Source organism: Vibrio sp. Vb339, from assembly GCF_902751245.1.
GTDB lineage: Bacteria > Pseudomonadota > Gammaproteobacteria > Enterobacterales > Vibrionaceae > Vibrio > Vibrio coralliirubri.
The window spans coordinates 1,076,741-1,100,940 of the sequence record NZ_CADDIS010000002.1; the positions used below are offsets into that span (position 1 = coordinate 1,076,741).

Here is a 24,200-nt window from a genome sequence, read left to right on the forward strand (position 1 = left end):
AGATGAATGATGGCCCTCTCTCAAATCTAGTTAAGCACTCAACACTGTTTTGTCTGACAGTGATGCTAGCTGGCTGTTTTGGTGAAGGCCCTGGAGACTTATTTGACGACTATCAAACTAAAATAGCCAGGGTACAAGACGCTGATGAGGTCAAAGAGGATTGGGAGTTTGAAAGCCTACCGAGAAAACGAGAACTGCTGCTTGACGTGCCCTCACTCTCTATCGGCCTCATCGACAGCTACCAGCTTCGTCAATGTGGACTGTTCAATCTGATAGCAGAAAGAAATTCGGTTCTGGGCAAGGTCGCGGATGAGTTTCGTAATTACGATTATCAAGCCGCGCTACTTGAAGGTGTGGGTAAATGTTTATCCAGTAATGAATTAGACCCAGAGATCGTAGAATTACTAAGAGAAATTGAGCAACAGAAACTCGCACAGTTTCCACTGCATCAATGGAATCTCATCTATGCCAGTGATGCGATGCAGTCACAAATGCGGGGTAGTCAGTGGTTACGCGCTGATATCGGCGATCAGGTACGACAAACCAGTGATGCCTTACAACACATCAATCAAGCGTTAAACGTTCCGCTCGTTTCCGGCAAAACCACTGAGGTTCAAGAAGTATTAGAGAAGAGTTCGACCCTTGGGGATTTGTACTACTCGCTGGCTCGTGCTTCGGTAGAGCTAGATACCATTACTAAGCAACTCACCACCTTTGATGCCAATATCATCTGCGGCAAGCAACGAGACACGACCAAGTTTCGCTATCTCAACAATGTGTTCGAGCAACAATATATAGGCAAGGTTCAGCCCTACATGGCGCAGCTAGATGGCTACTATCAGCAATTAGCCCCGCAACTGGGGATGTTTGACGCGCAACCTGAACTGCACAGTTATTACTTTCCCATCCAAGATGCACATCAAGTTTTTCGAGCATCAACTCGTCGCCATGTGGACTATTGGCAGCAGCTGTTTAAGCGCTGTGGCCGTAAAGTTGGTCGTTAATCCTAACCTCAATAAGTCTTAGCTTTTGGTGCTCTTTTTAGCGGAAGTTCCTTTCTTAGCATACGTACCTGTCTTGGCATAAGACTTCTTCGCACCACCGCCTTTACGGCGTTTGAACGCAGGTCTCTCGACTTTAGGAAGATGGCGCAGAGACTCAGGAACTTCGCCCGTTTTTACCTTGCCCATCAAGCCATCAATCTTACTTTCTAACGCTTGCATGAAAGGTTGATACGCTTGATTTCGTTCTGCCATACCTTGAAGCTGGTGCTCCCAATGGGCCGTCATGTCTGGAAAAGTAGAATCCTCAGGTAAGGCATGAATCAAGCCTCTGCCCGCAGGGCTACTGTGAATGCTCTTACCTTGGCGCGTTAGCAGCTGCCTTTTGAATAGAGTATCTAGAATGCCTGCACGAGTTGCTTCTGTGCCAAGGCCATCGGTCTCTTTCAAAATGGCTTTGAGATCTTTGTTCGCAACAAAACGCGCGATACCTGTCATCGCTTGAAGCAATGTCGCTTCCGTGAAGTGTTTTGGTGGCTCAGTTTTCTTATCACCAATCACGCCTTCACGGCACGTCAACACCGTACCTTTGTCCAATGGAGGAACCGTATCCGTGCCATCACCTTTCTCTTCGGTATCCGTTTTACCCATCAACACCTTCCAACCCGGGTTGATAAGCTGACGCCCTTTTGCGATGAACACGCCACCAGCGATATCAAAGACCAACTTTGCATCCGCAAAAATGGCCGGCGGATAAAACTGCATTAGATACTGACGAGCGATTTGCTGATAGATTTTCATCTCGTTGGCAGACAGGCCGTTCACCGATGACTTTTTCGGAGTAGGAATAATCGCGTGGTGAGCATCGACCTTACTGTCGTTCCATGCTTTGGATTTAAGCGAAAGATCCGCACCTTGAGCGCCACTTTGCAGCTCTTTGGCATTGTTAGCGATAGCATCAACGATCGATTCTCGCTGCGAGTAATGCTCTTTAGGCAAGTAGCGACTGTCAGAACGTGGGTAAGTGATGAGTTTGTGTTTCTCGTACAAAGACTGACAAGTGTCTAACACCTGCTGAGCACTCATACCAAAACGTTTAGACGCATCAATCTGCAAAGCTGACAGCGAGTAAGGCAGTGGCGCAGCTTGTTTACTTTGCTTTTGCTCTGATTCCGACACCGTCGCGGGTTGATTCGCAATTCGGTTAGCCACATTCTCAACCAGCTTTCGATTGAGCACGCGCCCTTCTTCATCTTGCCACGGCTTACACGCTTCACTTGGCTTCCAACGCGCACGAATATCAAAGCTCTGGCCGTTATTTTGATAAGGGATAAGCGCATGCAAAGTAAAGTAATCTTTTGGAATGAAGTTTTCGATTTCTTCATCACGTCTTACAACCAAACCAAGTACCGGCGTTTGCACTCGCCCGACCGACAACACGCCTTGGTAGCCTGCCTTTTGACCTAACAAGGTGTAAGCTCGAGTCATGTTCATGCCATACAGCCAGTCGGCTCTAGAGCGCGCTAAAGCCGAAATAGACAGTGGAATAAAGTCGCGGTTGCTGCGCATTTGAGAGAGCGCCCGCTTCACAGCAGGTAAGTTCAAGTCGCTGATTAGTAGCCTGTCCATCGACTCTTTTTTGGCCTTAGAGACCTTGCAGTAATCGATTACTTCATCCACCAGCAGCTGCCCTTCTCTATCCGGGTCACCCGCATGGACAATTTGGGTCGCGTCCTTCAATAGCTTTCGGATCACCGTGAGCTGTTTGCTTGAAGTCTTGCGCGGTCTTAGCTGCCATTGCTCTGGCACAATAGGAAGATCGGCTAAGTTCCACTTCTTATAACGGTCATCATAAGCATCTGGCTCAACCTGCTCCAATAAGTGTCCAATACACCAAGTCACCACATCTCCATTACCACATTTGATAAACCCTTGATCTTTCTTCTGTGGATTCGGTAGTGCAGCGGCAATCGCGCGGCCGAGGCTTGGTTTTTCAGCAATAATAAGGCGAGACATGTTTTTCCAGATGCTACAAACAATTAGAGCCACATTATCTAATGTGGCCCCCATAAATCAAGAAAAACTGGTTGTTTATACAGTTAGCATTCAAAAAACTAGTGGCTAGTAAATGTGCATAGCTAAAAACATGCTCGATTAGTGACTTCGCCACCTGCTTTCTTGTTTTGAGTACCCCAAGAGCTATTCGGATCAATTCCTACAATGCCTCTAGAAAAAGTAACTACTTTGACTCTATATCATTGGTTTTATTTATTTTTTTTCAAAGAGAGAACTCAAGTAATATTAATGAATTGATCTTATTCAGCAAGGCGATTTTATTGACCTAAATCAATACTCAAAGTTGGTGGTTCTCGTTTAATTGAGCACAATATGTTGTATTAGCAGCACAAGATAAAGGCTATATATAGTCTAGGGGCAAATCGACTTTCGGGAGGTAATATGACTTATTCTAAGCAATAAAAAAGCCCACTCAAGGCGGGCTAATTTATCTGTATCACTCACGTTGTAATAAGCAGAGTTTAAAGTCTTTGTAGGAGAAGACTTCTAGCTTTAAGACGACGCTTATGATGGCTTGTTTCACGGCGAATCATATCAAAGTCTATGTAAAAAACAACGTGCTAAACTTACTTAAACGAGTATATGAACATGTTTCAAAAGTTAAACTCTTTACTAGATGTAATAGAATCAGTTTTAGCAATTATCGACTTCTTAGTTGCCGAAGACTTTCAATTACCCACAGCAGTCATAGCTTTGATCACCAAGCTTAGTTTTTAGATCTCACTGAGCAGCCCTTTCTCGGGCTGCATTTTACAGCCTATAAAAACTCAACGAACTTAGAGAAGTCGCGTTCTGGTACCTTCATTGGCGTACAGCCCGGAGTACCTAGGTATAGGAAACCAACAATTTCATCATCGCCTTCTAGGCCAAATGCTTGGTGTACTTCTGGGTGGAACATCCATTTACCTGAGCGCCAAAAGCCTTGGAAACCTTGTGCGACTGCGGCCATTTGCATCGCCTGTGCAGCACAACCCGCAGACAGATGTTGTTCGATAGCAGGCACTTTCTCGTGCTCAGTTACTTTGGCAATCACGGTGATCACCATAGGAGCTCGGAATGGCGCTTTTTTTACTTTCTCGATAACCGCTTCTTCGCTGTCATCCGCTTCAGCGGCACGCACCAAGATGTCTGAAAGCTTTTGTAGGCCTGAACCTTGCGCGATAACAAAGCGCCATGGTGTTAGTGCACCGTGGTCTGGAGCACGCAGCCCTGCTTTGATGATGTTTTCTAACGCCACACCTTCAGGTGCCGGATCAGAGAGTTTTGCGATTGAGCGTCTGTTGAGCAATAGATCCAAAGCATCCATTTGAAGTCCTTACTATTTCTTTATTATTTGTATACTTGAACTTTAGCACAGAATACAAACGATAATAAATCTCAACGGCTGTCCATTTAGGCTAGATTAGAAACAATAAAGGCTCCTAAATCTATGACTTAGGAGCCTTGTTCAAAGTCTAACTCAGCAAATTAAGTAACAATATCTACCGATAAGATTACAGTTTGATAGCTGATTCTATAACTTAATCGCTAGCTCAACACCTTGACGAATTGCGCGCACTGCATCCAGTTCACCCGCGTAATCAGCACCGCCTATCACGTGCAGTTTGCCACCAAATTCTTGCCACATATCTTCGAATGGACGAACTGACACCTGACCTGCACATACGATAACCGAATCGGCATCGAGCACCTGATCTTTCTTACCAACGCTGATATGCAGACCTTTATCATCAATCTTGTTGTAGCTTACGCCGCCTAAAAGGTTTACACCGCGTTTTTCTAGCGTGCGCTTATGAATCCAACCAGTAGTCTTGCCAGGACCTTTACCAACACGACCCGCTTTACGTTGCATCACCCAAACCGTTTTGTCACTGAACGAATCAGGGTAAGGGTAAAGCCCACCTGGATGCTCCATATTCTTATCGATGCCCCACTCATGCAGCCAGTCATCTAAACTGTGAGAAGTAGGCTCGGTTAGCATGGTTGCCACATCGACACCAATACCACCAGCACCAACAATTGCGACCTTTTCGCCTACTGGTGTCTTTTCGCGAATCAAGGTTTGGTAGTCGACCACGTTTTCTTGGTCGATGCCCTCAATATCGAGCTTTCTTGGTTCAACACCCGCAGCCATCACCACTTCATCGTACTTCAACAACATCTCAAACGTTGCTTCAGTATCCAGTTTCAGGTTCACGCCTGATGCGTCGATTTGGTTAGCAAAGTAACGAATCGTTTCTCTGAATTCTTCTTTACCCGGGATCTGCATTGCCAACCTAAACTGGCCGCCGATACGGTCATTTTTCTCAATCAAGTCAACCTTGTGTCCACGTTGCGCCAACGTCGTCGCACAAGCTAAACCTGCAGGGCCTGCGCCGACTACGGCAATGGTCTTAGTCGCTTGAGCTGGTTGAACAACAATTTCAGTCTCGTAACAAGCGCGTGGGTTAACCAAACAGCTCGCTCGCTTACCCTTAAACACGTTATCAAGACAGGCTTGGTTACAGCCGATACAGGTATTGATGAACTGTGCTTGGTCTTGAGCGGCTTTATTAACAAAATCTGGGTCTGCCAAGAATGGACGAGCCATTGATACCATGTCGGCCTGTCCTGAACTGAGGATACGTTCGGCCTCTTCTGGCGTGTTGATTCGGTTACATGTCACCACTGGGATCGACACGTATGGTTTCACTTTTTCAGTTACCCATGAGAATGCGCCTCGTGGCACTTGCGTCGCGATAGTCGGAACACGAGCTTCATGCCAACCAATGCCGGTATTGATGATAGTCACGCCCGCTTCTTCTAGCTTCTGAGCCAAAAGAACAACATCTTCAAACGTGCTGCCTTGCTCAACCAAATCCAGCATCGACAAACGGAAGATAATAATGAAATCTTTGCCCACCGCTTCGCGAATCGATTTAACGATCTCTAGCGGGAAACGCATACGCTTCTCGTAAGAACCACCCCATTCGTCGTAACGCATGTTAGTACGCTTACAGATGAATTGGTTAATCAAGTAACCTTCCGAGCCCATGATCTCAATACCGTCATAGCCAGCAACCTGAGCGAGCTCTGCACTATTGGCAAAGGCACCGATGGTCTTTTTGATCTGACGAGGGCTCATCTCACTCGGTGCAAACTTAGCGATTGGCGCTTTAATACCCGAAGCACTTTGCGCGAATGGGTGCATGGCATAGCGGCCAGCATGCAGCAACTGAAGAGCAATCTTACCGCCATGCTTGTGCACGGCCTCGGTAACAACTTGGTGAGCCTTTGCGTGCTTCACTTTACTGAATTCAGCACTAAATGGGGTTAATCTGCCACGTAAATTAGGAGAGAAACCACCGGTAACAATAAGGCCAACGCCTCCTTTTGCTCGCTCTTCATAAAACGCGGCGAGTTTGTGTAGGCCTTCTTTATTTTCTTCTAAACCTGTATGCATTGATCCCATCAATACACGGTTACGTAACTGGGTAAATCCAAGATCGAGTGGTTCAAGTAAATGTGGGTACATGGCAGACATCACTTCTATTATTTTATCCTTGTGGTCTGACCACAGTATAGTTCAATTACCAAAAGTTCAAACAACCGTTTACATTTTTGTAACACCGATCATAATGCTGAAGGTATTAATCGTTCAGAAACCCTTAATTTGACTACACTTAATGAGAATATATATCGATTAACAATTCTTGGTGTAGTTTGAGCTTGGGAATTATCGTAGGATACTAAGCAGTTCATATTATTGAGATTAATGGTACTACGGCTTGTTAAAGCGACGTGATCTCACTGCGGAGACAGAATGAAAAAAATATTCAAATTTATAGGTATGATCTTTAAAGGGATTTGGAAGCTCATTACGTTTGTACGTCTTGCGCTGGTTAACCTAGTCTTTTTACTCAGTATCGCCATCATCTACTTTGTGTACTTCCATTCAGATACGGCTCAACCGACGGTTCCACAGGATTCGGCTTTAGTGCTTAACCTGTCTGGCCCTATTGTGGAACAAAGTCGCTATATCAATCCGATGGATTCGGTCACCGGTTCGCTGCTTGGCAAAGACCTTCCAAAAGAGAACATCCTGTTTGATATCGTTGAAACGATTCGCTACGCAAAAGACGATGACAAGGTTACTGGTATCGTTTTAGCACTCAAAGAGCTGCCAGAAACCAACCTGACCAAGCTACGCTACATTGCTAAAGCGTTGAATGAGTTCAAAGCAACAGGCAAACCGATTTATGCGGTAGGTGACTTTTACAACCAAAGCCAATACTACCTAGCCAGCTACGCAACTAAAGTCTTCCTATCACCAGATGGTGGGGTTCTTCTTAAAGGCTATAGCGCTTACTCGCTTTACTACAAAACCTTACTAGAGAAGCTAGACGTAAACACGCACGTGTTCCGTGTGGGTACTTATAAGTCAGCTATTGAGCCTTTCATTCGTGATGACATGTCAGACGCAGCGAAAGAGTCCGCTTCTCGTTGGTTAAGCCAACTATGGGGTGCGTACGTTGATGACGTCAGCAACAACCGTCAGATCGACGCTAAAACACTGAACCCAAGCATGGACACCTTCTTGAAAGAACTTGAGTCTGTGGATGGTGACATTGCAAAACTGGCTGAGAAACTTGGCTTAGTGGATGAGTTAGCGACACGCCAACAAGTTCGACTAGAGCTTGCCGATGTTTTCGGCAGTGACGGCCAAGACAGCTACAACGCGTTTGGTTATTACGAATACCGTGCAACCATGCTTCCGGATATGACCAGTGAATCTCACGACGTTGCCGTGATTGTAGCAAGCGGCGCAATTATGGATGGCAAGCAACCACGTGGCACAGTTGGCGGAGATACCACTGCAGCCCTACTGCGCCAAGCACGTAACGACGATAAAGTGAAAGCCGTTGTACTTCGTGTCGATAGCCCAGGTGGCAGTGCCTTTGCTTCAGAAGTGATTCGTAATGAAATAGAAGCGATCAAGCAAGCGGGTAAACCGGTTGTTGTGTCGATGTCGAGCCTTGCTGCTTCAGGTGGTTACTGGATCTCGATGGGTGCGGATAAGATCCTAGCTCAACCAACTACACTAACGGGTTCGATTGGTATATTCAGTGTTATCACCACCTTCGAAAAAGGGTTGAACGATATTGGTGTTTATACGGATGGCGTTGGCACCTCACCTTTCTCAGGTCTTGGTATTACAACTGGACTTAGCGATGGCGCGAAAGACGCGTTCCAAATGGGCATCGAAAACGGATACCGCCGATTCATTAGCCTAGTTGGAGAAAATCGCGGCCTAGAAGTCGATGCTGTCGACAAGATTGCTCAAGGCCGAGTTTGGACAGGTCAAGATGCGATTCAGAAAGGCTTAGTCGATGAGATTGGTGATTTCGATGATGCGGTTGCAGCTGCGGCTTCACTTGCAGAGCTTGAAAGCTACAACATCTACTGGGTAGAAGAGCCACTTTCGGCCACTGAACAATTTATTCAAGAATTTATGAACCAAGTTCAGATGTCGATAGGCCTAGATATTCAATCGATGATACCAAGCAGTTTACAGCCAGTTACTCAACAGTTAGCTCAAGATAGCCAGCTGTTAGGCAACTTTAACGACCCACAAGGCCGATACGCTTTCTGCTTAAATTGCCAAGTTCAATAAGTTGAGCCAATAACTCAATAACGAAGGGGTGCCTCTGTGTGAGGTGCCTCTTTTTATTGCATGATAATTCGCTATAATCGCCCCCCTGTTCCCTACATCACACTAAGTATTAATCGCCATGGAAAGAAAACACATCTATATCGCGTACACCGGCGGCACAATTGGCATGCAGAAGTCTATTGACCACGGCTATGTTCCTGTCGCAGGTTTCATGGATAAGCAGCTAGCTGGCATGCCTGAATTCCATCGCCCAGAGATGCCTGAGTACACCATTCACGAATACTCTCCATTAATGGACTCTTCAGATATGACGCCACTTGATTGGCAGACTATCGCTGATGACATTCGCGCGAACTACGATAAGTACGATGGTTTCGTTATCCTGCATGGTACAGACACTATGGCTTACACTGCCTCTGCACTGTCTTTCATGCTTGAAAACCTCGGCAAACCTGTGATTGTTACGGGCTCTCAGATCCCCTTAGCAGAGCTTCGTTCAGACGGACAAGCAAACCTGCTGAATGCGCTACACATTGCGGCAAACTACCCAATCAACGAAGTGACACTGTTCTTCAACAACAAGTTGATGCGTGGTAACCGCAGCACTAAATCACACGCAGATGGCTTCAATGCGTTTACGTCTCCAAACCTGAATCCTTTGCTAGAAGCGGGTATCAATATCCAACTTAGCAATAATGTAAAAGTAAACGAACAACCTGAAGGTGCTTTCAAGGTTCATAACATTACTCCGCAACCTATCGGCGTAATCACAATGTACCCAGGCATCTCACACGAAGTTATCCGTAACACACTATTACAACCTGTTAACGCGATGATTCTGCTTACTTTTGGTGTGGGTAACGCACCACAAAACCCAGAACTGCTTCAGCACCTGAAAGATGCATCAGAACGAGGTGTGATTGTAGTAAACCTAACTCAATGTTTGGCTGGTAAAGTCAACATGGGTGGTTACGCGACAGGTTGTGCACTAGCAGAAGCGGGCGTGGTGAGTGGTTATGACATGACACCAGAAGCGGCACTGGCGAAATTGCATTATCTATTAAGCCAAAACCTAGGCTACGAAGAAGTTAAGACTCAGATGCAACAAGTGTTGCGCGGTGAGATGAGCTTATAACCGGTTCAAGGATTCACGTTAAACCCAATTATTCTATGAAAGTAACGGCGGCTTAACGTGAACTAAATCGTTTTATTGCTTATAAATAAACGAGTTAAACTAAAAGGGGTGGCACATTGCCACCCCTTTGTTGTAATTTAAGCTTAATGATTCGGGTTAACCCTAACAATGTCTTCTTGATCTGACTTAAACTGTTTCTTTAGTTCAGACTTAGATTTAAAGCTAATCTCACCACCAGCTGCAATTGTCATATGTTGAGCTTCAGAGTTATGTTTAGATTGATATAACATAACCGCTTGCATACACGAGTCGCGCTGTTCTTTTGAGAGCGCCGTACCTTCTGGCCATTTACCCGTTTCAACTGCGTAGGTTAAACGTTCGTAGACCTCGGGTGTCATTGCGCTAAGAAGTTGTTCTGCATCCATGGTAAAGCCTTAGTTTTAACAATTTTCACCAGAAAATAACCCGTAACAGAATTGAGTCAAGAACCTGACCAATAATAAGTGCATCTGATCACAAGTGAAGGAATATGAAAATTATGAAATGGTTGGCGATTAGCCTATTGCCTTTCACTCTGGTTGGGTGTCTTGAAGGGAACAAAAATACCGATCAACTGTGCCAAAGCAACCCGGGTCTTCAGTGTGAACAATTGAACATGAACGATGGGCAATGTCGTGTCGCACGTACCGACCTCATCTGGCATCGATTTGAAGTTCAGAAGCAACCCACCGAAATCAACAAAATTAAAGAATTCGAATTAGTCACTGCCTACAAAAAGTGTCTAGAGCTCGCGGCACAGATCGAAACGATCGATCAATCTAAGCTGCAAGAGCGTCGCTTTACCTCTTTAATGCACAGTATCGAAGAGTCTGAGCGCATTGTTGATGAGCTATCGAAATCCGATACACCGGAAACGCTGTACTTCTTGTGGTCGCAAACTGGGGACACCAATGCCAGACGCAGTTTCCTACAACTAGAAGGCTCTGAAGCGTTAAACACAGCCGAGATGCAGTATGCCTTGGCAACCTTCTATACTACCCGCAATCATATAAAGACACTTAAGCTACTCAATAATGCGTTAACGCTTTCTAATGGCTCGGCAGCCAACACTGAAATCTTCAAGTCGATGGCCAGTATCAACCACAGCCTGGGTCATATGGAAAAAGCGTACGTTTGGGCAATGGTTGCCAAAGACTTTGATGTGCCGATTGCTTCTGAAGCCGAGCTCACCGTGTTGTATCATTTCGACAAGGCAACCTATAAGAAGCTAAATAAAGACGCAGACAACATTGTCGAAGCGATTGAGGATGGAATTTACAGCCCTTCAATCGTCCCAAGTTACTGAGCGCTTCATTTATAGTGTTCTAACTTAAGCTTCTTATTCTCCTGCTTTCAAATAAAAACAGCTACCTTTTTGGTAGCTGTTTTTATTTGTACTAGAGTTAAATCTGAAATCTTGGACGTTTCAGCATTCCTAAATCGACAAATGCGACCTGTAAGGATTAGACAATAGTTACAAGTTATTTCGTACTTTCGTCATTTTTGTTGAAAATTAACGACACTGAATTAACACAGAACCGTTCACCTGTGGTCTTCGGACCATCAGGAAAAACGTGACCTAAATGGCTATCACAGGCGGTACAACGGATCTCTACACGCTTCATTCCGTGACTTAGATCTTCTATATAGCGTACAGCTTCATCATTCACTGGGGCATCAAAGCTTGGCCAACCACACCCAGAGTCATATTTGTTATCCGACAGAAACAAAGGGCTTTCACAGCATGTGCAGCTATAGACGCCAGTCTTATGGTTGTGCAGTAACTTACCGCTATATGGGGCTTCAGTACCACGTTCACGACACACTGCAAATTCGTCGTCTGTTAGGCGTTCACGCCAGTATTCATCAGGCTTTATCATATTTCCTCCCTTTTGAATCACGTTAATATCTCTCCACATTCTCAGTTATTATATTTACTTTTTTCTATAAAGGCTTGCATATCAGTCGTTTTGTAGCACATACTTTCTCACCAGGAAACATTGTACATATACACTCATAAGTGAATCATCATTTAGGGGTATTTTACCCAACTGGAAGGGTACAGAGCCACTTGCAATGGTCAATTTTCAACCACTTACACCCAATTGTTAAGAAAAGCGTCGCTTTTTTTTGACATTAAACAAGTTAAGTCGGATTATCTATTGCAGATGTATACTGGATTCTGTAATTTTACTACCAGTTATCTTTAATCAGAAATTAAGTTGTGGAGCAACTACAATGACTATCAAAGTAGGTATTAACGGTTTTGGCCGTATCGGCCGTTTCGTATTCCGCGCAGCTCAAGAGCGTGCAGACATCGAAGTAGTAGGTATTAACGATCTAATCGACGTAGAGTACATGGCATACATGCTTAAGTACGACTCAACTCACGGCCGTTTCAACGGTACTGTTGAAGTTGAAGGCGGTAACCTAATCGTTAACGGTAAAACTGTACGTGTTACAGCTGAGCGTAACCCAGAAGACCTTAAGTGGGATGCTATCGAAGTAGACGTAGTTGCTGAAGCAACTGGTCTTTTCCTAACTGACGAGACTGCACGTAAGCACATCACTGCTGGTGCTAAGAAAGTTGTTCTTACTGGTCCTTCTAAAGATGCAACTCCAATGTTCGTAATGGGCGTTAACCAAGCATCTTACGCTGGTCAAGACATCGTTTCTAACGCTTCTTGTACTACTAACTGTCTTGCACCTATCGCTAAAGTACTTAACGATAAGTGGGGCATTGAGTCTGGTCTTATGACTACAGTTCACGCTACTACAGCAACTCAAAAAACTGTAGATGGCCCTTCTGCTAAAGACTGGCGCGGTGGCCGTGGTGCTTCTCAAAACATCATCCCATCTTCAACTGGTGCTGCTAAAGCTGTAGGCGTTGTTCTTCCAGAACTAAACGGCCTTCTAACTGGTATGGCTTTCCGTGTACCAACTGCTAACGTATCTGTAGTTGACCTAACAGTTAACCTAAAAGAAGCTGCATCTTACGAAGAAATTTGTGCTGCAATGAAAGAAGCTTCTGAAGGCGAAATGGCTGGCGTTCTTGGTTACACTGAAGACCAAGTAGTATCACAAGATTTCATCGGTGAAGTTCAAACTTCAGTATTCGATGCTAAAGCTGGTGTTGCTCTAACTGACAAATTCGTTAAAGTTGTATCTTGGTACGACAACGAAATCGGTTACTCAAACAAAGTTCTAGACCTAATCGCTCACATCTCTAAGTAATTTCTTTTTAGAAATCGCTTTAGATAAGCATTAGCGAAGACTGTTTTGAGCAGACTTTGAAAAAGGCGACCTTAGTGTCGCCTTTTTAATGCCTGCTATCTTTTAAACCACGTCTGTCTAAGCTCATCAAGATAGCCCAAACGTAAAATTCAATTCTAATACTGACTCTGTTTATCACTCATGAAAACACAAGCATCACTCTAGTCAGCATTTGAATTCAATTTCCTTAGAAGGATCATGTAATGGATTTATCTACTCTACCTGCACTAGCGGTACTTTCTGACAACGTGACTATCGTTGAACACGAAGGTGTAAAACTGGTTCGCGTTATCCACGATAAAGCAAACGCAGCGATTTCACTGTTTGGCGGCCATGTGGTGTCATTCCAACCGCAAGGTCAAGAAGACCTAATTTGGATGAGCCAACAAGCTAAGTTCGATGGTAAAACAGCTTTGCGTGGTGGTATTCCAGTATGTTGGCCTTGGTTTGGTCGCATTGCAGCACCAGCGCATGGTTTTGCCCGTTCAAGTGAATGGCAATTGGTTGAGCACCGTGAAAGCGAAGCTGGCGTGATTGTTAGCTTAGGTCTGAAGCCAAGCGAAGAGACGCTAGCAGTATGGCCTCATCAGTTTGATGCACGTTTGAATGTTGAGATCGGCGAGCAGCTAAAAGTAACGCTGGACGTGAAGAATACTGACTCTCAACCATGGACTTTCTCTGGTGCACTACACACTTACCTAAACGTTGGTGATATTCACACCACAACCACAACGGGTATGGGTGCTGAGTACATTGATAGCCTACAAGGTGGCAAAACCTGCCAAGGCGGTTCTGAACTGGTACTGACCGACACGATTGACCGCGTTTACACGCAACCAGAAGCGAAAATCTTTGTTGCTGACAAGAAGTTGGATCGCACGCTAACAGTTGAAAACCACGGTCATAACTCTGCAGTACTGTGGAACCCGTGGGCAGAAGGCGCTGCTAGTATGGGCGACATGCAAGACGACGGTTACCTAACCATGCTATGTGTTGAGTCAACACTGCACGCACCAAGCCTAGAAGCAGGAAAAACATTACAGCCTGGCGAAAGCCACCAGCTGATTACGGTCATTTCCTCAAACTAGACCTCTAGCGAGTTTAATTAAAAATAAAAATGCAGCTCATTGAGCTGCATTTTTTATTGCCCTAACCTCACACGCATCGCCTAGTAATCAATGCTTTAACACAAGCCTATTAGTCCATCACCTCTTTGTTCAACCCCGCACCATTTAGCTCCCATCACTCTAGCTTATAAATATAACTATCAATTCATTAATTATTATCAATTACTGCCGATAAATAAGTACCTATGATAGAAAGCTCAATAACAAACTTCCTTAAAACCACTTAACAACACCTCAATGAAGACAGGATAGTGAATTCATGTTCGAGAAATACAAAAATCAAAGTGTTGGCTTCCAACTTAAGTTGGTCATTTTGCTGTGCTTGCTTATCGCCTTTGGCTCCATTGCGACACTCGTGTATAGAAATGCCTCTCAGGTGTTATTAGACAACACGTTGAAAGAACACCAATCCAAAGTAGAAGCGATGGCCAAAACCATCTCTGGTCAGTTCGATGCCTACCTGCACACCGCCAAAGTTTTAGAGTCCACTTTTCGTAACGGTTACCTAGCAGGTGTTTATGTTGAAAGTTATGACGTTGAGTTCAACGGTCATTCCATTCCTAACATGACTCAATACGGTGAGAGCCTAATAAACGACACCAAACTCGTTGATAGTTTTACCCGAGACACAGGTGCCGTAGCCACCCTATTTGCCCCATTTGGCGACGACTTTATTCGTGTGTCGACTTCTCTTAAAAAGCCTTCAGGCGAACGAGTCGTTGCGACCACGCTAGGGAAAAATCATCCTGGCTATAGCAAGCTCAAGAATGGCCAGCCTTATTACTCTCAAGTTAAGCTCTTCGGCCAACGTTACATCACCTACTATGCGCCTTTGACCAATGCTCAAGGCAAAGTAAACGGTATCTCTTTCATTGGTCTGCCAGTAGAAGAGGCGACTCAAAGCCTGTTTGAATCTCTGCGCTCTGTATCATGGGGTGACACCGGATACACCATCATTGTTGATAACGAGAAAGAGCATCAAGGCCAGTACTTACTGCACCCTACTAACGTTGGCGGTGGTAAATCGATTGTTGACGTGGCTGACTATGACGGCAACAAACCTTTCTATCAGATCTTTGAACAGCCATCAGGTCTAATTCTATATCCATACAAGTTTAAAGAAACCGTTGGTGAGAAGTACCTGGTATACACTGAAGTTCCTGGGTGGGATTGGAAACTGCTTGGCGGTACTTTTATCAAGGAAGTGACCAAGGGCAGTGATGAACTGTTGAAGCTCATCGCTATTATTGCCACCTTGATTGCTGCCGCCACCATCGTCGCGTTAACCTTCGTGTTGAACCGTACACTGACGCCACTAACGACGTTAAACGAGTACATGCTACGTCTAGGAAAAGGCGAAGTAAGCCTGCATATTCCAAACAATGGTAAGCAGACCAAAAACGAGATCAGCAATCTGAATACCGGTGTTGCGAACATGGCAGCCCAGCTGAACACACTCGTGGGCGAGATTCGTGCAACCAGTGATCAAGTACAGAACAGCTCAAGCAGTGTGTCACAAGATGCCAGCCACAACTTGAGTCAATCTGATCGCCAGCAAGCACAGGTCGAGCAAGTCGTTACTGCCATAGAAGAGATGGCCACCTCTGCTGAATCAGTAGCGCAGCAGGTAAACAGCATTGCGGAAAATGTTCGCCTTGCCAATGAAGACAGCCAGAAAGGTTTAGAAGTCGTTGAAGGTGTGTGTATTGATGTTGCCCAACTGAATGATCAATTAGACAAGTCAGCATCGGCTATCGAGCAAGTAAGCTCTGATAGCGAAAGCATTCAAACCGTCACCAAGATGATTGATGACATCGCAGAGCAGACCAACTTGCTTGCATTGAACGCTGCGATTGAAGCAGCACGAGCGGGTGAACAAGGTCGTGGTTTTGCCGTTGTTGCTGATGAAGTAAGAACGCTCGCTCATAGAACACAAACATCAGTACAAGATGTAGTGAGCATCATCGAGAAGCTAAAGTCTTCGACCCACAATGCCGTAAACCTGATGACACAAAGCCAATCGAACGCCAACCAAGTACTCGATAAAGCGCAAGAAGCAGGCACCGCACTAGAGTCGATTGCCTCTCAAGTTGAATCTATTGCTTCTCAAGCAGAAACCATTGCTGCGACGTCAGAAGAGCAAGCTCAAGTTTCTCAAGAAATAGCAGCGAACGCGCATGCGATCAGCGATTTGAACCAGCAAAGCCGTGAAACCAGCGCTAAGACCTCTCACAGTGCTGATGAACTTCAAAAACAAGCGGAATCGTTGAAGAATCAAGTTAACTTCTTTAGCTAGAAGCTGAGTTCTCTGTTTTTCAGCGACTCGCTCATAACCAATAGAGCCAACCGTGCGTTGGCTCTATCTCTTCACTGACCGGTTCTATCTACTCTCGGATTGCCGTTAACCAACACAGCTGCGTTTATTCTAGCGCCCCACTATGCTTCCTGTTAAAATTTTGGACTTGAAATTTCTACCTCGAGTTCGCAATGACTTACCAATGCCCTTTGTGTCACCAACCTTTATCTCAGAACGATCGTACGTTTAAGTGTGAAAAGAACCATCAGTTCGACCTAGCGAAAGAAGGCTATGTCAATTTGATGCCTGCGCACCACAAACGCTCAAAAGATCCAGGTGACAACAAAGAGATGATGCAGGCACGTCGTCGTTTCCTTGAAGGTAACCACTATGACCCAATGCGCCAAGCGGTGGTGACATTGTGTTCTCGCTATCTACCAGCTGAGGCACCTAGTCTATTGGATATTGGTTGTGGCGAAGGGTATTACACCAACGAAATTGCTGTGAATCTTCAAGAAAAGAATGGTGCGACTTTTGGCCTAGACATTTCTAAGATTGCTATCAAATACGCCGCTAAACGCTACCCTGCTGTCGAATTCTCAGTTGCATCAAGTCATCGCCTACCCTTTGCTGAAAGCAGCTTAGACGGCATTCTACGCATTTATGCGCCTTGCAAGGCTGAAGAGTTACAACGCACCATCAAAGATAATGGTGTGGTGATCACCGTGACACCAGCTAGCCGACACCTGTATCAACTGCGTGATGCAATTTATGATGGCGTTCGTTTGCACGATGAAGATCCAGAAGTGATCGAAGGTTTTACGCTTGAGCACCAAGAGCAACTAAACTATATGATGGAACTATCGGGGTCAGATGCATTCGACCTGCTACAGATGACGCCGTTTGCTTGGAAGGCGAGTGAAGAGTTTAAACAACAACTCACCGAGGCAGAGCAATTCAACTGTGAAGCTGACTTTATGCTGCGAGTGTACCGCAAACAAATTTAATTGATATTGATTATCGTTTGCATTGAAATCTTATCTTGCCTCCTTTAGTATGCGTGTTCTTCAAGGAGGCATTTCATGCAACGTATTATTCTTATCGGATTAGCTACTCTTCTCACGGCTTGTGCTAGTCAACCTGCAAAAGACACTTCTCAAAAAGTGGCTCAAACGGAATCCGTTTCCACATTCTATGACTACCAGTTCGCTTCTCCACAAGGCGAAACACTTTCTCTCGATGCATTACCCGAGCAGCTGATTGACGCTGATGTGGTTCTAATTGGCGAATGGCACACGCATTCTGCCATTCACCGCTTCCAAACCGACTTCTTAAAAGCGCGCCGCAACGCAACATCCAACATTGCGCTTTCAATGGAACAGTTCACTCGAGAGCACCAAGCCACACTTGACCAATACTTAAACGGTGAAATTGGCGAACAAATTCTCATGTCTCAAGCGGCAGCTTGGCCGAACTATGAAAGTGATTACCGCGCATTAGTTGAGTTCGCGAAAGCCAACGACGTCGATGTTATTGCGGCAAACGCACCAAAGCCATTTGTTCAATGCATTGGCCGTAAAGGATTGCCTTACCTAGACCAGTTATCGACCGAGCAACGCCAGTGGATTGCCGCTGAAGTGAATACTGGCGATAGCCCTTACAAAGAAAAGTTCATGGCTTCTATGCATCATGGGACGCCAGAGCAAACAGAAAAGCAGTTTGCCGCTCAGGTTACCTGGGACGAAACCATGGCTGAGTCGATTGTGGATTACCTAGCATCAAACCCTGATAAACAAGTAATTCATGTGGCTGGCAAGTTCCACACCGAGGGTGGTTTAGGGACAGCAGCATCAATTCTACGTCGTAACCCTGATTTAAAAATCGCCATCATCAGCCCGGTTGAAGCGATTTCAGCGGATAACAGTGATTATCAGCTTGAAGTGCTTTCGCCGCCGGCTCGCTTTGTTAAGAAAGAGAACCGCATGAAGGCATACAAGCACCTGTCAAAACGCAGCGCTAGCCTAGAGTGTGAGTAAGGTCTGTTGATCCACTCTTCTAAGCTAAAGAGTCGATGGGCTAATCCTAGATAATTAGCCCATCGTCACAGCTTGATCACGTTCCCATCATTCATCCTAACTCTATCTAAAATCAAACATTCTTATCGGCACAAGACTTGCTTAGTAAATAGACGATTTAACCAAGCAGACGAAAATGTAATGTGCGAATAAAAAACATCACTATCGATGATTAATTGCACAAGTTTTTCACACCTCTGCCGATACTATATTTAAGGATAGGTAAGGAGAGCGATATGACGCCAGTAGGAACGAGTAATACTCAGCTGTATTCAGCTTCGCAAATGAATGCACAAGCTAAAAGCACTGAAGCTGAAAAGCCTGCGCCGCTTAAGGTTGAGCAAAATACCGTGAAGCTTTCTGATGAAGGCAAAGCCCTATTATCTGCACTTAAAGAAATCGATAAAGAAGCCAAGAAGGTCGAAGCTGAAAACGCGACCGTTACCGATAAGGTTGAGTCATTTGCTCATGGCGCTCTAGGTATGGATCACCCAGATAAGATTGAAGAAGAGGACGATGGTTCTTATTCAGCAGGGCAATACTTATCCGCAGCGGCAACCGTTGGTGGCATCCTACTCGCTTTAATCTAACTTTATCCCCTATTACTGCACTTTCCTCTCTGCATTAAAGCGATTTGTCGTCACGACAACAGACCCGATTTGGTCTAAAAAACGAGTTCATTCCATAATTCCGCTCTCATTTTAATGGAATAATACTCGTGAAAAACACTTTTGAGCTTATTGACAAGCCGACCTTCTTTGGTGCCATTGCACTCCTACTCACGATAGTTTTCCCGCTCATTTTGTTCCCAACACAGGGCGCAGACTGGATTGCGGTTGCGAAAACATTCATGACTGACCAACTTGGATTTCTATATCTTGCTCTAGGCCTCGCTGCTTGTGCATTTATGGTTTACGTTGTGTTCAGTGATATGGGACAAATTAAACTGGGCGAAGCCGATGAAGAGCCTGAATTCAAAACAGCATCATGGGCTGCAATGTTATTTTGTGGCGGTATCGGTGCAAGTATCTTGTACTGGGGCTGTATTGAGTGGGCTTACTACTACCAATCACCGCCTTTCCAACTAGAACCTGGCAGTGAAGAAGCGGTTCGTTGGGCGGCAACTTACGGTTTGTTCCACTGGGGACCAATCGCGTGGTCTATCTACCTGATCCCTGCGATTCCTATCGCTTACTTCTTCTATGTACGTAAACAGCCAGTTCTAAAGATCTCTAGTGCGTTAATGCCTGTTCTTGGTGAACACCGCAGTAAAGGCGTACCTGGAAAAATCGTCGATATCCTTTTCATTTTCGGTCTATTAGGCGGCGCTGCAACAACACTAGGTTTAGCTGCACCTCTAATCACTGAAGGTCTGAATCACCTATTTGGTCTACCTAAAAACAACCTAACGCAAGTGATGGTGCTTTTAGTGTGTACAGCGATTTTTGCTTACTCATCTTATGCTGGATTGGAAAAAGGCATCAAGATCCTAAGTAACATCAACTTCTGGGGTGCGATGGGTCTACTGGCTTTCGTTCTGATCGCGGGTCCAACAATCTTCATGTTAGAAACAGGTTTAGACTCAATTGGTCGCCTACTGTCTAACTTCTTCGTGATGGCAACGTGGGCTGAACCATTTGGTGGCTACGGTACATTCGAAAACACTCACTTCCCACAAGACTGGACGATTTTCTACTGGGCATGGTGGCTAGTATTTGCACCGAGTATGGGTCTGTTTGTTGCGCGTATCTCTCGCGGCAGAACCATCAAACAAATGGTGTCAGGTTCGATCTTCTTTGGTTCTCTAGGTTGTTTCCTATTCTTCATGATCTTAGGTAACTACGGCCTATCACTGCAGCTTTCTGGTGAGCTGGATGTCGTTGCGATTTTGAATGCTGAAGGCGCAACCAAAGCTATCTTCTCGATGCTTGCACAATTGCCAATGAGCACGCTGGTTATCGCTGTATTTACAATGCTGTGTATCATTTTTACGGCAACAACATTTGACTCTATCTCATACATCCTGGCGTCTGTTGTACAAAACAACGTGACCGAAGAGCCATTGCGCTGGAACCGTATGTTCTGGGCATTCACTCTGTCATTCTTGCCAACGATTCTGATGTTCTTGGGCGGTCTAAGTACGCTACAAACGGCTGCGATTGTTGGTGGCTTACCGCTGCTTGCTATCTCTGTCATGTTGATGATTTCAGCGGTTCGTGCGACTAACCTCGACCTACGCCATCAAGATGCGTACATCGAGCCAACGATCAACATCGAAGAGCTGCCAGACATGGACCCTTGGTCTGCTGAAGGTATGGCGCTGGCTCAATTTGAGAAAGAAAGAGATGCAGCACAAGAAGCTGCAGAACTTGAGCGTGTTGCTTACACAGAACTTGCCGCAGTGAAGAAAGAAATTCGCGCTTATGTGCTAGAACAGGGTTCACAAATGGAAACTCACGAGTTACCAGAGAACCTACAACAAGCACTTGAGCAGGCCGAGAGTAATCTTAGTGCCGCACAAGCGAAAAAGATCGAGTTATCTGAGCAAGCTCAGAATGCTCGTATCACGTTCAACCAGGTGGTTGCAGACTTACCGCTTGCTTGACATTAGCCATGACACAGTCCATTGATTTGGACCCTCCTAAATACGACAAAGGCTCACAGAAATGTGAGCCTTTTTTTATTCGGGTGATTGACTAGTCTTCGTTAACTAGCGGTTTGGGTGGTTCAAGATGTGATCTTCCCAATCCACCACATCGATTTCGTATACCACTTTGTTACGAACGCTTTCACCTGCTGCATGCATCTCTGCTTTTGATCCGGTGATCAATGGGTGCCACTCAGGGATCGGCTTAGATTCTGATAGAAGACGGTAAGCACAAGTGTCTGGTAGCCAGTGAAACTCATCGATTTTGTCACGAGTCAGCTTCAAACACTCTTCACCTGAAGTGAAGCGGTTCGGGTAGTCTTTGCACGAACATGTTTTGTCGTTTAACCAGCTACACGCCACATTGGTGTAGTAAACTTCATCGCTATCTTCATCCATTAGTTTATGCAGGCAGCACTTACCACAACCGTCACAAAGTGATTCCCACTCATTCTCGGTCATTTGCTCTAGTGTCTTTTCTTGCCAAAATGGATTCGTCATAGGATTACTTCTTACTCTTTTACTGGGGTGCGTGTTATACCGCTAGCCCATAAAAAGTTCAAGGATAATAATTGTTCATTCTTTGATTCAATCAACAGCTGTCACTCTCATCATTTTTTGCTACTATCGCGCACCCTGTTATTTAGTGAGTTTAATTTGATGGAATGTCGCCTAGGTTGTGGAGCATGTTGTATCGCTCCAAGTATTACATCTGCTATTCCTGGAATGCCTAATGGTAAGCCTGCTGGCGCACGCTGCATCCAATTAAATGAGCAAGATCTCTGCAAATTGTTTGGTCAACCTTCACGCCCGAAGGTATGTCACCAATTCAAAGCTTGCCCTATCATTTGTGGTAAAACCGACCAAGAAGCCCTTGATAACCTGATCGAGTTAGAAGCCATTACCTAAGATTAGTTGACCTTTTCTTCCTTCTATATGCCCAAGATTTCACAATTCTTCGAAATCTAAACTATCTTGTTGATACTGGTACAGATTGATAAGGATCGTTATGAATAGGTATATCGCAGAAATGTTCGGTACATTTTGGTTGGTGTTAGGAGGTTGTGGTAGTGCCGTCTTAGCCGCTGCTTTTCCCGATGTAGGTATAGGCTTACTCGGGGTTTCCCTCGCCTTTGGTTTAACCGTACTCACCATGGCTTTTGCTATTGGCCATATATCCGGCTGTCACCTCAACCCTGCTGTTACTATTGGATTGTGGAGCGGTGGTCGCTTTGATGCCAAAGACGTCGCACCTTACATTATTGCCCAGGTCATTGGCGGCATTATCGCGGGTGGTGTGTTATTCGTGATTGCTTCAGGCCAAGCAGGCTTTGACGCTGCGGCATCTGGCTTTGCTTCAAATGGTTACGGTGAACACTCACCGGGCGGCTACTCACTAACTGCCGCACTGGCCTGTGAAGTGGTCATGACCATGGTGTTCCTGTTCGTGATCATGGGCGCGACTGATTCGAAAGCCCCTGCTGGGTTTGCACCGATCGCAATCGGCCTTTGTTTAACCTTGATTCACCTTATCAGTATTCCTGTAACCAACACCTCTGTGAACCCTGCTCGAAGTACTGGTGTGGCTGTATTTGTCGGTGACTGGGCCGTTTCGCAATTATGGTTATTCTGGGTTGCACCGATTATTGGTGCCGTGATTGGCGCGATGATATACAAAGCGGTAAGAGGTTCAGATTAAGCGCTGAAAAACGTCTAAAGCAATAAAAGAAAAAGCCGCTTAGTGATGATTCACCAAGCGGCTTTTTTAGATCTTATGACGACCGAGTAAGGAGTGCGAAAGCGTGGTGCCATCCACCAGCTCTAGCTCACCACCAACGGGAACACCATGAGCAATACGGCTAGCGTTCACTTCATGGGCATTACATAGCTCAGCAATGTAATGCGCTGTTGCTTCCCCTTCAACTGTTGGGTTAGTCGCTAGGATTACTTCAGAGATATCACCACGACGCAAGCGGTAGTCCAAAACATCGAGACCGATGTCACTTGGACCAATACCATCAAGTGGTGAAAGGTGACCCATCAATACAAAGTAACGACCTGAATATTGGCCAGTCGCTTCTATTGCTGCAATGTCTGCAGGGCTCTCTACTACACAGATTTGACCATTTTCCTGACGTTTAGGATTGGTACAAATGTGGCAAGTATCTTCTTCAGTAAAAGTACGGCACTCATTACAGTGACCAATTTCGGTCATTGCTTGGCTAAGAGCTTCAGCCAATTGTAGGCCGCCTTTTCTATCGCGCTGTAACAAATGAAAGGCCATACGCTGCGCCGACTTGGGGCCAACCCCAGGTAGACAACGTAAGGCCTCCATCAAATGCTCCAGCATATGACTGGTACGCATATTTAACCGTTCTAATTTTCAAGTAATAGCCTGTTCAATACAAACCACCACCTGAATTAACCTTTAAGAATAAGTTACTTAGAAAGGCATCTTCATACCTGGTGGAAGTTGCATTCCGCCAGTTACGCTAGCCATTTTCTCTTTTTGAGTTTCTTCAACGCGACGAGCCGCATCGTTGAAAGCAGCAGCGATAAGATCTTCAAGCATCTCTTTATCGTCTTCCATTAGGCTTTCATCGATATCAACACGGCGAACGCTGTGGCTACCAGTGATCGTTACTTTTACAAGGCCAGCACCTGACTCACCTGTAACTTCCATATTTGCGATTTCTTCTTGAAGCTTTTGCATGCGCTCTTGCATTTGCTGGGCTTGCTTCATCATGTTGCCCATACCGCCTTTACCAAACATGTTAATACTCTCTGGTCTAATTGGTTTATTAAAATTAATTAAGCTATACAAGCTTAAATGGGGGTTAAAACAGTGTGATTCAACCCCTCGATGTTCAGTTCTCAG

General features: G+C 45.2%; 21 protein-coding genes. 13 read left to right on the plus strand and 8 right to left on the minus strand.

Going from position 1 to position 24,200, the window contains the following annotated elements:
- The first annotated feature begins 2 nt into the window (after nucleotides 1–2).
- Nucleotides 3–1,004 carry a DUF3080 domain-containing protein gene (locus tag HRQ85_RS13435; protein ID WP_172379836.1) on the plus strand — a complete coding sequence of 334 codons (1,002 nt, stop codon included), beginning with the start codon at nucleotides 3–5 and terminating at the stop codon, nucleotides 1,002–1,004.
- A gap of 18 nt (nucleotides 1,005–1,022) precedes the next feature.
- On the opposite strand, the gene HRQ85_RS13440 is transcribed toward HRQ85_RS13435, so the two are convergent.
- From HRQ85_RS13440 to HRQ85_RS13450, 3 genes are all read right to left on the minus strand, one after another.
- Complete coding sequence (locus HRQ85_RS13440; RefSeq protein ID WP_172379837.1) at nucleotides 1,023–3,017, minus strand: DNA topoisomerase III; 1,995 nt, start codon at nucleotides 3,015–3,017, stop codon at nucleotides 1,023–1,025.
- Nucleotides 3,018–3,834: 817 nt separating this feature from the next.
- Nucleotides 3,835–4,383, minus strand: a complete 549-nt coding sequence (locus HRQ85_RS13445) for an NAD(P)H nitroreductase (protein ID WP_017059376.1) — start codon at nucleotides 4,381–4,383, stop codon at nucleotides 3,835–3,837.
- 207 nt (nucleotides 4,384–4,590) lie between these two features.
- Nucleotides 4,591–6,600 carry an NADPH-dependent 2,4-dienoyl-CoA reductase gene (locus HRQ85_RS13450; RefSeq protein WP_172380069.1) on the minus strand — a complete coding sequence of 670 codons (2,010 nt, stop codon included), beginning with the start codon at nucleotides 6,598–6,600 and terminating at the stop codon, nucleotides 4,591–4,593.
- A gap of 279 nt (nucleotides 6,601–6,879) precedes the next feature.
- Here HRQ85_RS13450 and sppA point away from each other — a divergent pair, with 279 nt between their 5' ends.
- Nucleotides 6,880–8,730 carry a signal peptide peptidase SppA gene (sppA, locus tag HRQ85_RS13455; protein WP_048611534.1) on the plus strand — a complete coding sequence of 617 codons (1,851 nt, stop codon included), beginning with the start codon at nucleotides 6,880–6,882 and terminating at the stop codon, nucleotides 8,728–8,730.
- Nucleotides 8,731–8,848: 118 nt separating this feature from the next.
- The gene (gene ansA, locus HRQ85_RS13460) at nucleotides 8,849–9,865 is read left to right on the plus strand and encodes an asparaginase (RefSeq protein ID WP_048611533.1); all 1,017 of its coding nucleotides are present in this window, start codon (nucleotides 8,849–8,851) and stop codon (nucleotides 9,863–9,865) included.
- Between the two features lie 143 nt (nucleotides 9,866–10,008).
- Here the strand turns inward: ansA and HRQ85_RS13465 are convergent, their stop codons facing one another.
- Nucleotides 10,009–10,290, minus strand: a complete 282-nt coding sequence (locus tag HRQ85_RS13465; RefSeq protein WP_010437067.1) for a YeaC family protein — start codon at nucleotides 10,288–10,290, stop codon at nucleotides 10,009–10,011.
- Between the two features lie 113 nt (nucleotides 10,291–10,403).
- On the opposite strand from HRQ85_RS13465, the gene HRQ85_RS13470 reads away from it, so the two are divergent.
- Nucleotides 10,404–11,210, plus strand: coding sequence for a DUF2989 domain-containing protein (locus tag HRQ85_RS13470; protein WP_172380070.1), 807 nt, complete (start codon nucleotides 10,404–10,406; stop codon nucleotides 11,208–11,210).
- A gap of 175 nt (nucleotides 11,211–11,385) precedes the next feature.
- Here the strand turns inward: HRQ85_RS13470 and msrB are convergent, their stop codons facing one another.
- Nucleotides 11,386–11,823, minus strand: a complete 438-nt coding sequence (msrB, locus tag HRQ85_RS13475; RefSeq protein ID WP_019823761.1) for a peptide-methionine (R)-S-oxide reductase MsrB — start codon at nucleotides 11,821–11,823, stop codon at nucleotides 11,386–11,388.
- 319 nt (nucleotides 11,824–12,142) lie between these two features.
- Between msrB and gap the strand changes: the two genes are divergently transcribed.
- The 7 genes from gap to HRQ85_RS13510 all read left to right on the plus strand — a co-directional run bounded on the left by gap (nucleotide 12,143) and on the right by HRQ85_RS13510 (nucleotide 21,280).
- Complete coding sequence (gene gap / locus HRQ85_RS13480; RefSeq protein WP_009848658.1) at nucleotides 12,143–13,138, plus strand: type I glyceraldehyde-3-phosphate dehydrogenase; 996 nt, start codon at nucleotides 12,143–12,145, stop codon at nucleotides 13,136–13,138.
- Between the two features lie 242 nt (nucleotides 13,139–13,380).
- Nucleotides 13,381–14,265 (plus strand): D-hexose-6-phosphate mutarotase, encoded by an 885-nt coding sequence (locus tag HRQ85_RS13485; RefSeq protein ID WP_172379838.1) that lies wholly within the window; start codon nucleotides 13,381–13,383, stop codon nucleotides 14,263–14,265.
- A 298-nt stretch (nucleotides 14,266–14,563) separates the two neighbouring features.
- On the plus strand, nucleotides 14,564–16,600 hold the full coding sequence (locus tag HRQ85_RS13490) for a methyl-accepting chemotaxis protein (RefSeq protein WP_172379839.1): 2,037 nt from the start codon (nucleotides 14,564–14,566) through the stop codon (nucleotides 16,598–16,600).
- Nucleotides 16,601–16,791: 191 nt separating this feature from the next.
- A complete protein-coding gene (gene rlmA, locus HRQ85_RS13495; RefSeq protein ID WP_050643030.1) occupies nucleotides 16,792–17,607 on the plus strand; it encodes a 23S rRNA (guanine(745)-N(1))-methyltransferase in 816 nt (271 codons plus the stop codon).
- Nucleotides 17,608–17,682: 75 nt separating this feature from the next.
- Nucleotides 17,683–18,636: a ChaN family lipoprotein gene (locus HRQ85_RS13500; protein WP_052878962.1), complete on the plus strand. Its 954-nt coding sequence runs from the start codon at nucleotides 17,683–17,685 to the stop codon at nucleotides 18,634–18,636.
- 275 nt (nucleotides 18,637–18,911) lie between these two features.
- The gene (locus HRQ85_RS13505; protein WP_052878961.1) at nucleotides 18,912–19,265 is read left to right on the plus strand and encodes a hypothetical protein; all 354 of its coding nucleotides are present in this window, start codon (nucleotides 18,912–18,914) and stop codon (nucleotides 19,263–19,265) included.
- Nucleotides 19,266–19,393: 128 nt separating this feature from the next.
- Nucleotides 19,394–21,280: a BCCT family transporter gene (locus HRQ85_RS13510; RefSeq protein ID WP_048611518.1), complete on the plus strand. Its 1,887-nt coding sequence runs from the start codon at nucleotides 19,394–19,396 to the stop codon at nucleotides 21,278–21,280.
- 105 nt (nucleotides 21,281–21,385) lie between these two features.
- On the opposite strand, the gene HRQ85_RS13515 is transcribed toward HRQ85_RS13510, so the two are convergent.
- Nucleotides 21,386–21,823 carry a YcgN family cysteine cluster protein gene (locus HRQ85_RS13515; protein ID WP_048610470.1) on the minus strand — a complete coding sequence of 146 codons (438 nt, stop codon included), beginning with the start codon at nucleotides 21,821–21,823 and terminating at the stop codon, nucleotides 21,386–21,388.
- 159 nt (nucleotides 21,824–21,982) lie between these two features.
- Here HRQ85_RS13515 and HRQ85_RS13520 point away from each other — a divergent pair, with 159 nt between their 5' ends.
- Nucleotides 21,983–22,231 carry a YkgJ family cysteine cluster protein gene (locus HRQ85_RS13520; protein ID WP_172379840.1) on the plus strand — a complete coding sequence of 83 codons (249 nt, stop codon included), beginning with the start codon at nucleotides 21,983–21,985 and terminating at the stop codon, nucleotides 22,229–22,231.
- Nucleotides 22,232–22,331: 100 nt separating this feature from the next.
- The gene (gene aqpZ / locus HRQ85_RS13525; protein WP_050651594.1) at nucleotides 22,332–23,021 is read left to right on the plus strand and encodes an aquaporin Z; all 690 of its coding nucleotides are present in this window, start codon (nucleotides 22,332–22,334) and stop codon (nucleotides 23,019–23,021) included.
- Nucleotides 23,022–23,087: 66 nt separating this feature from the next.
- On the opposite strand, the gene recR is transcribed toward aqpZ, so the two are convergent.
- Entirely contained in the window at nucleotides 23,088–23,687 is a 600-nt protein-coding gene (recR, locus tag HRQ85_RS13530) for a recombination mediator RecR (RefSeq protein WP_019823189.1), read from the minus strand.
- A 78-nt stretch (nucleotides 23,688–23,765) separates the two neighbouring features.
- Entirely contained in the window at nucleotides 23,766–24,095 is a 330-nt protein-coding gene (locus tag HRQ85_RS13535) for a YbaB/EbfC family nucleoid-associated protein (protein WP_017062338.1), read from the minus strand.
- Nucleotides 24,096–24,200 lie beyond the last annotated feature (105 nt).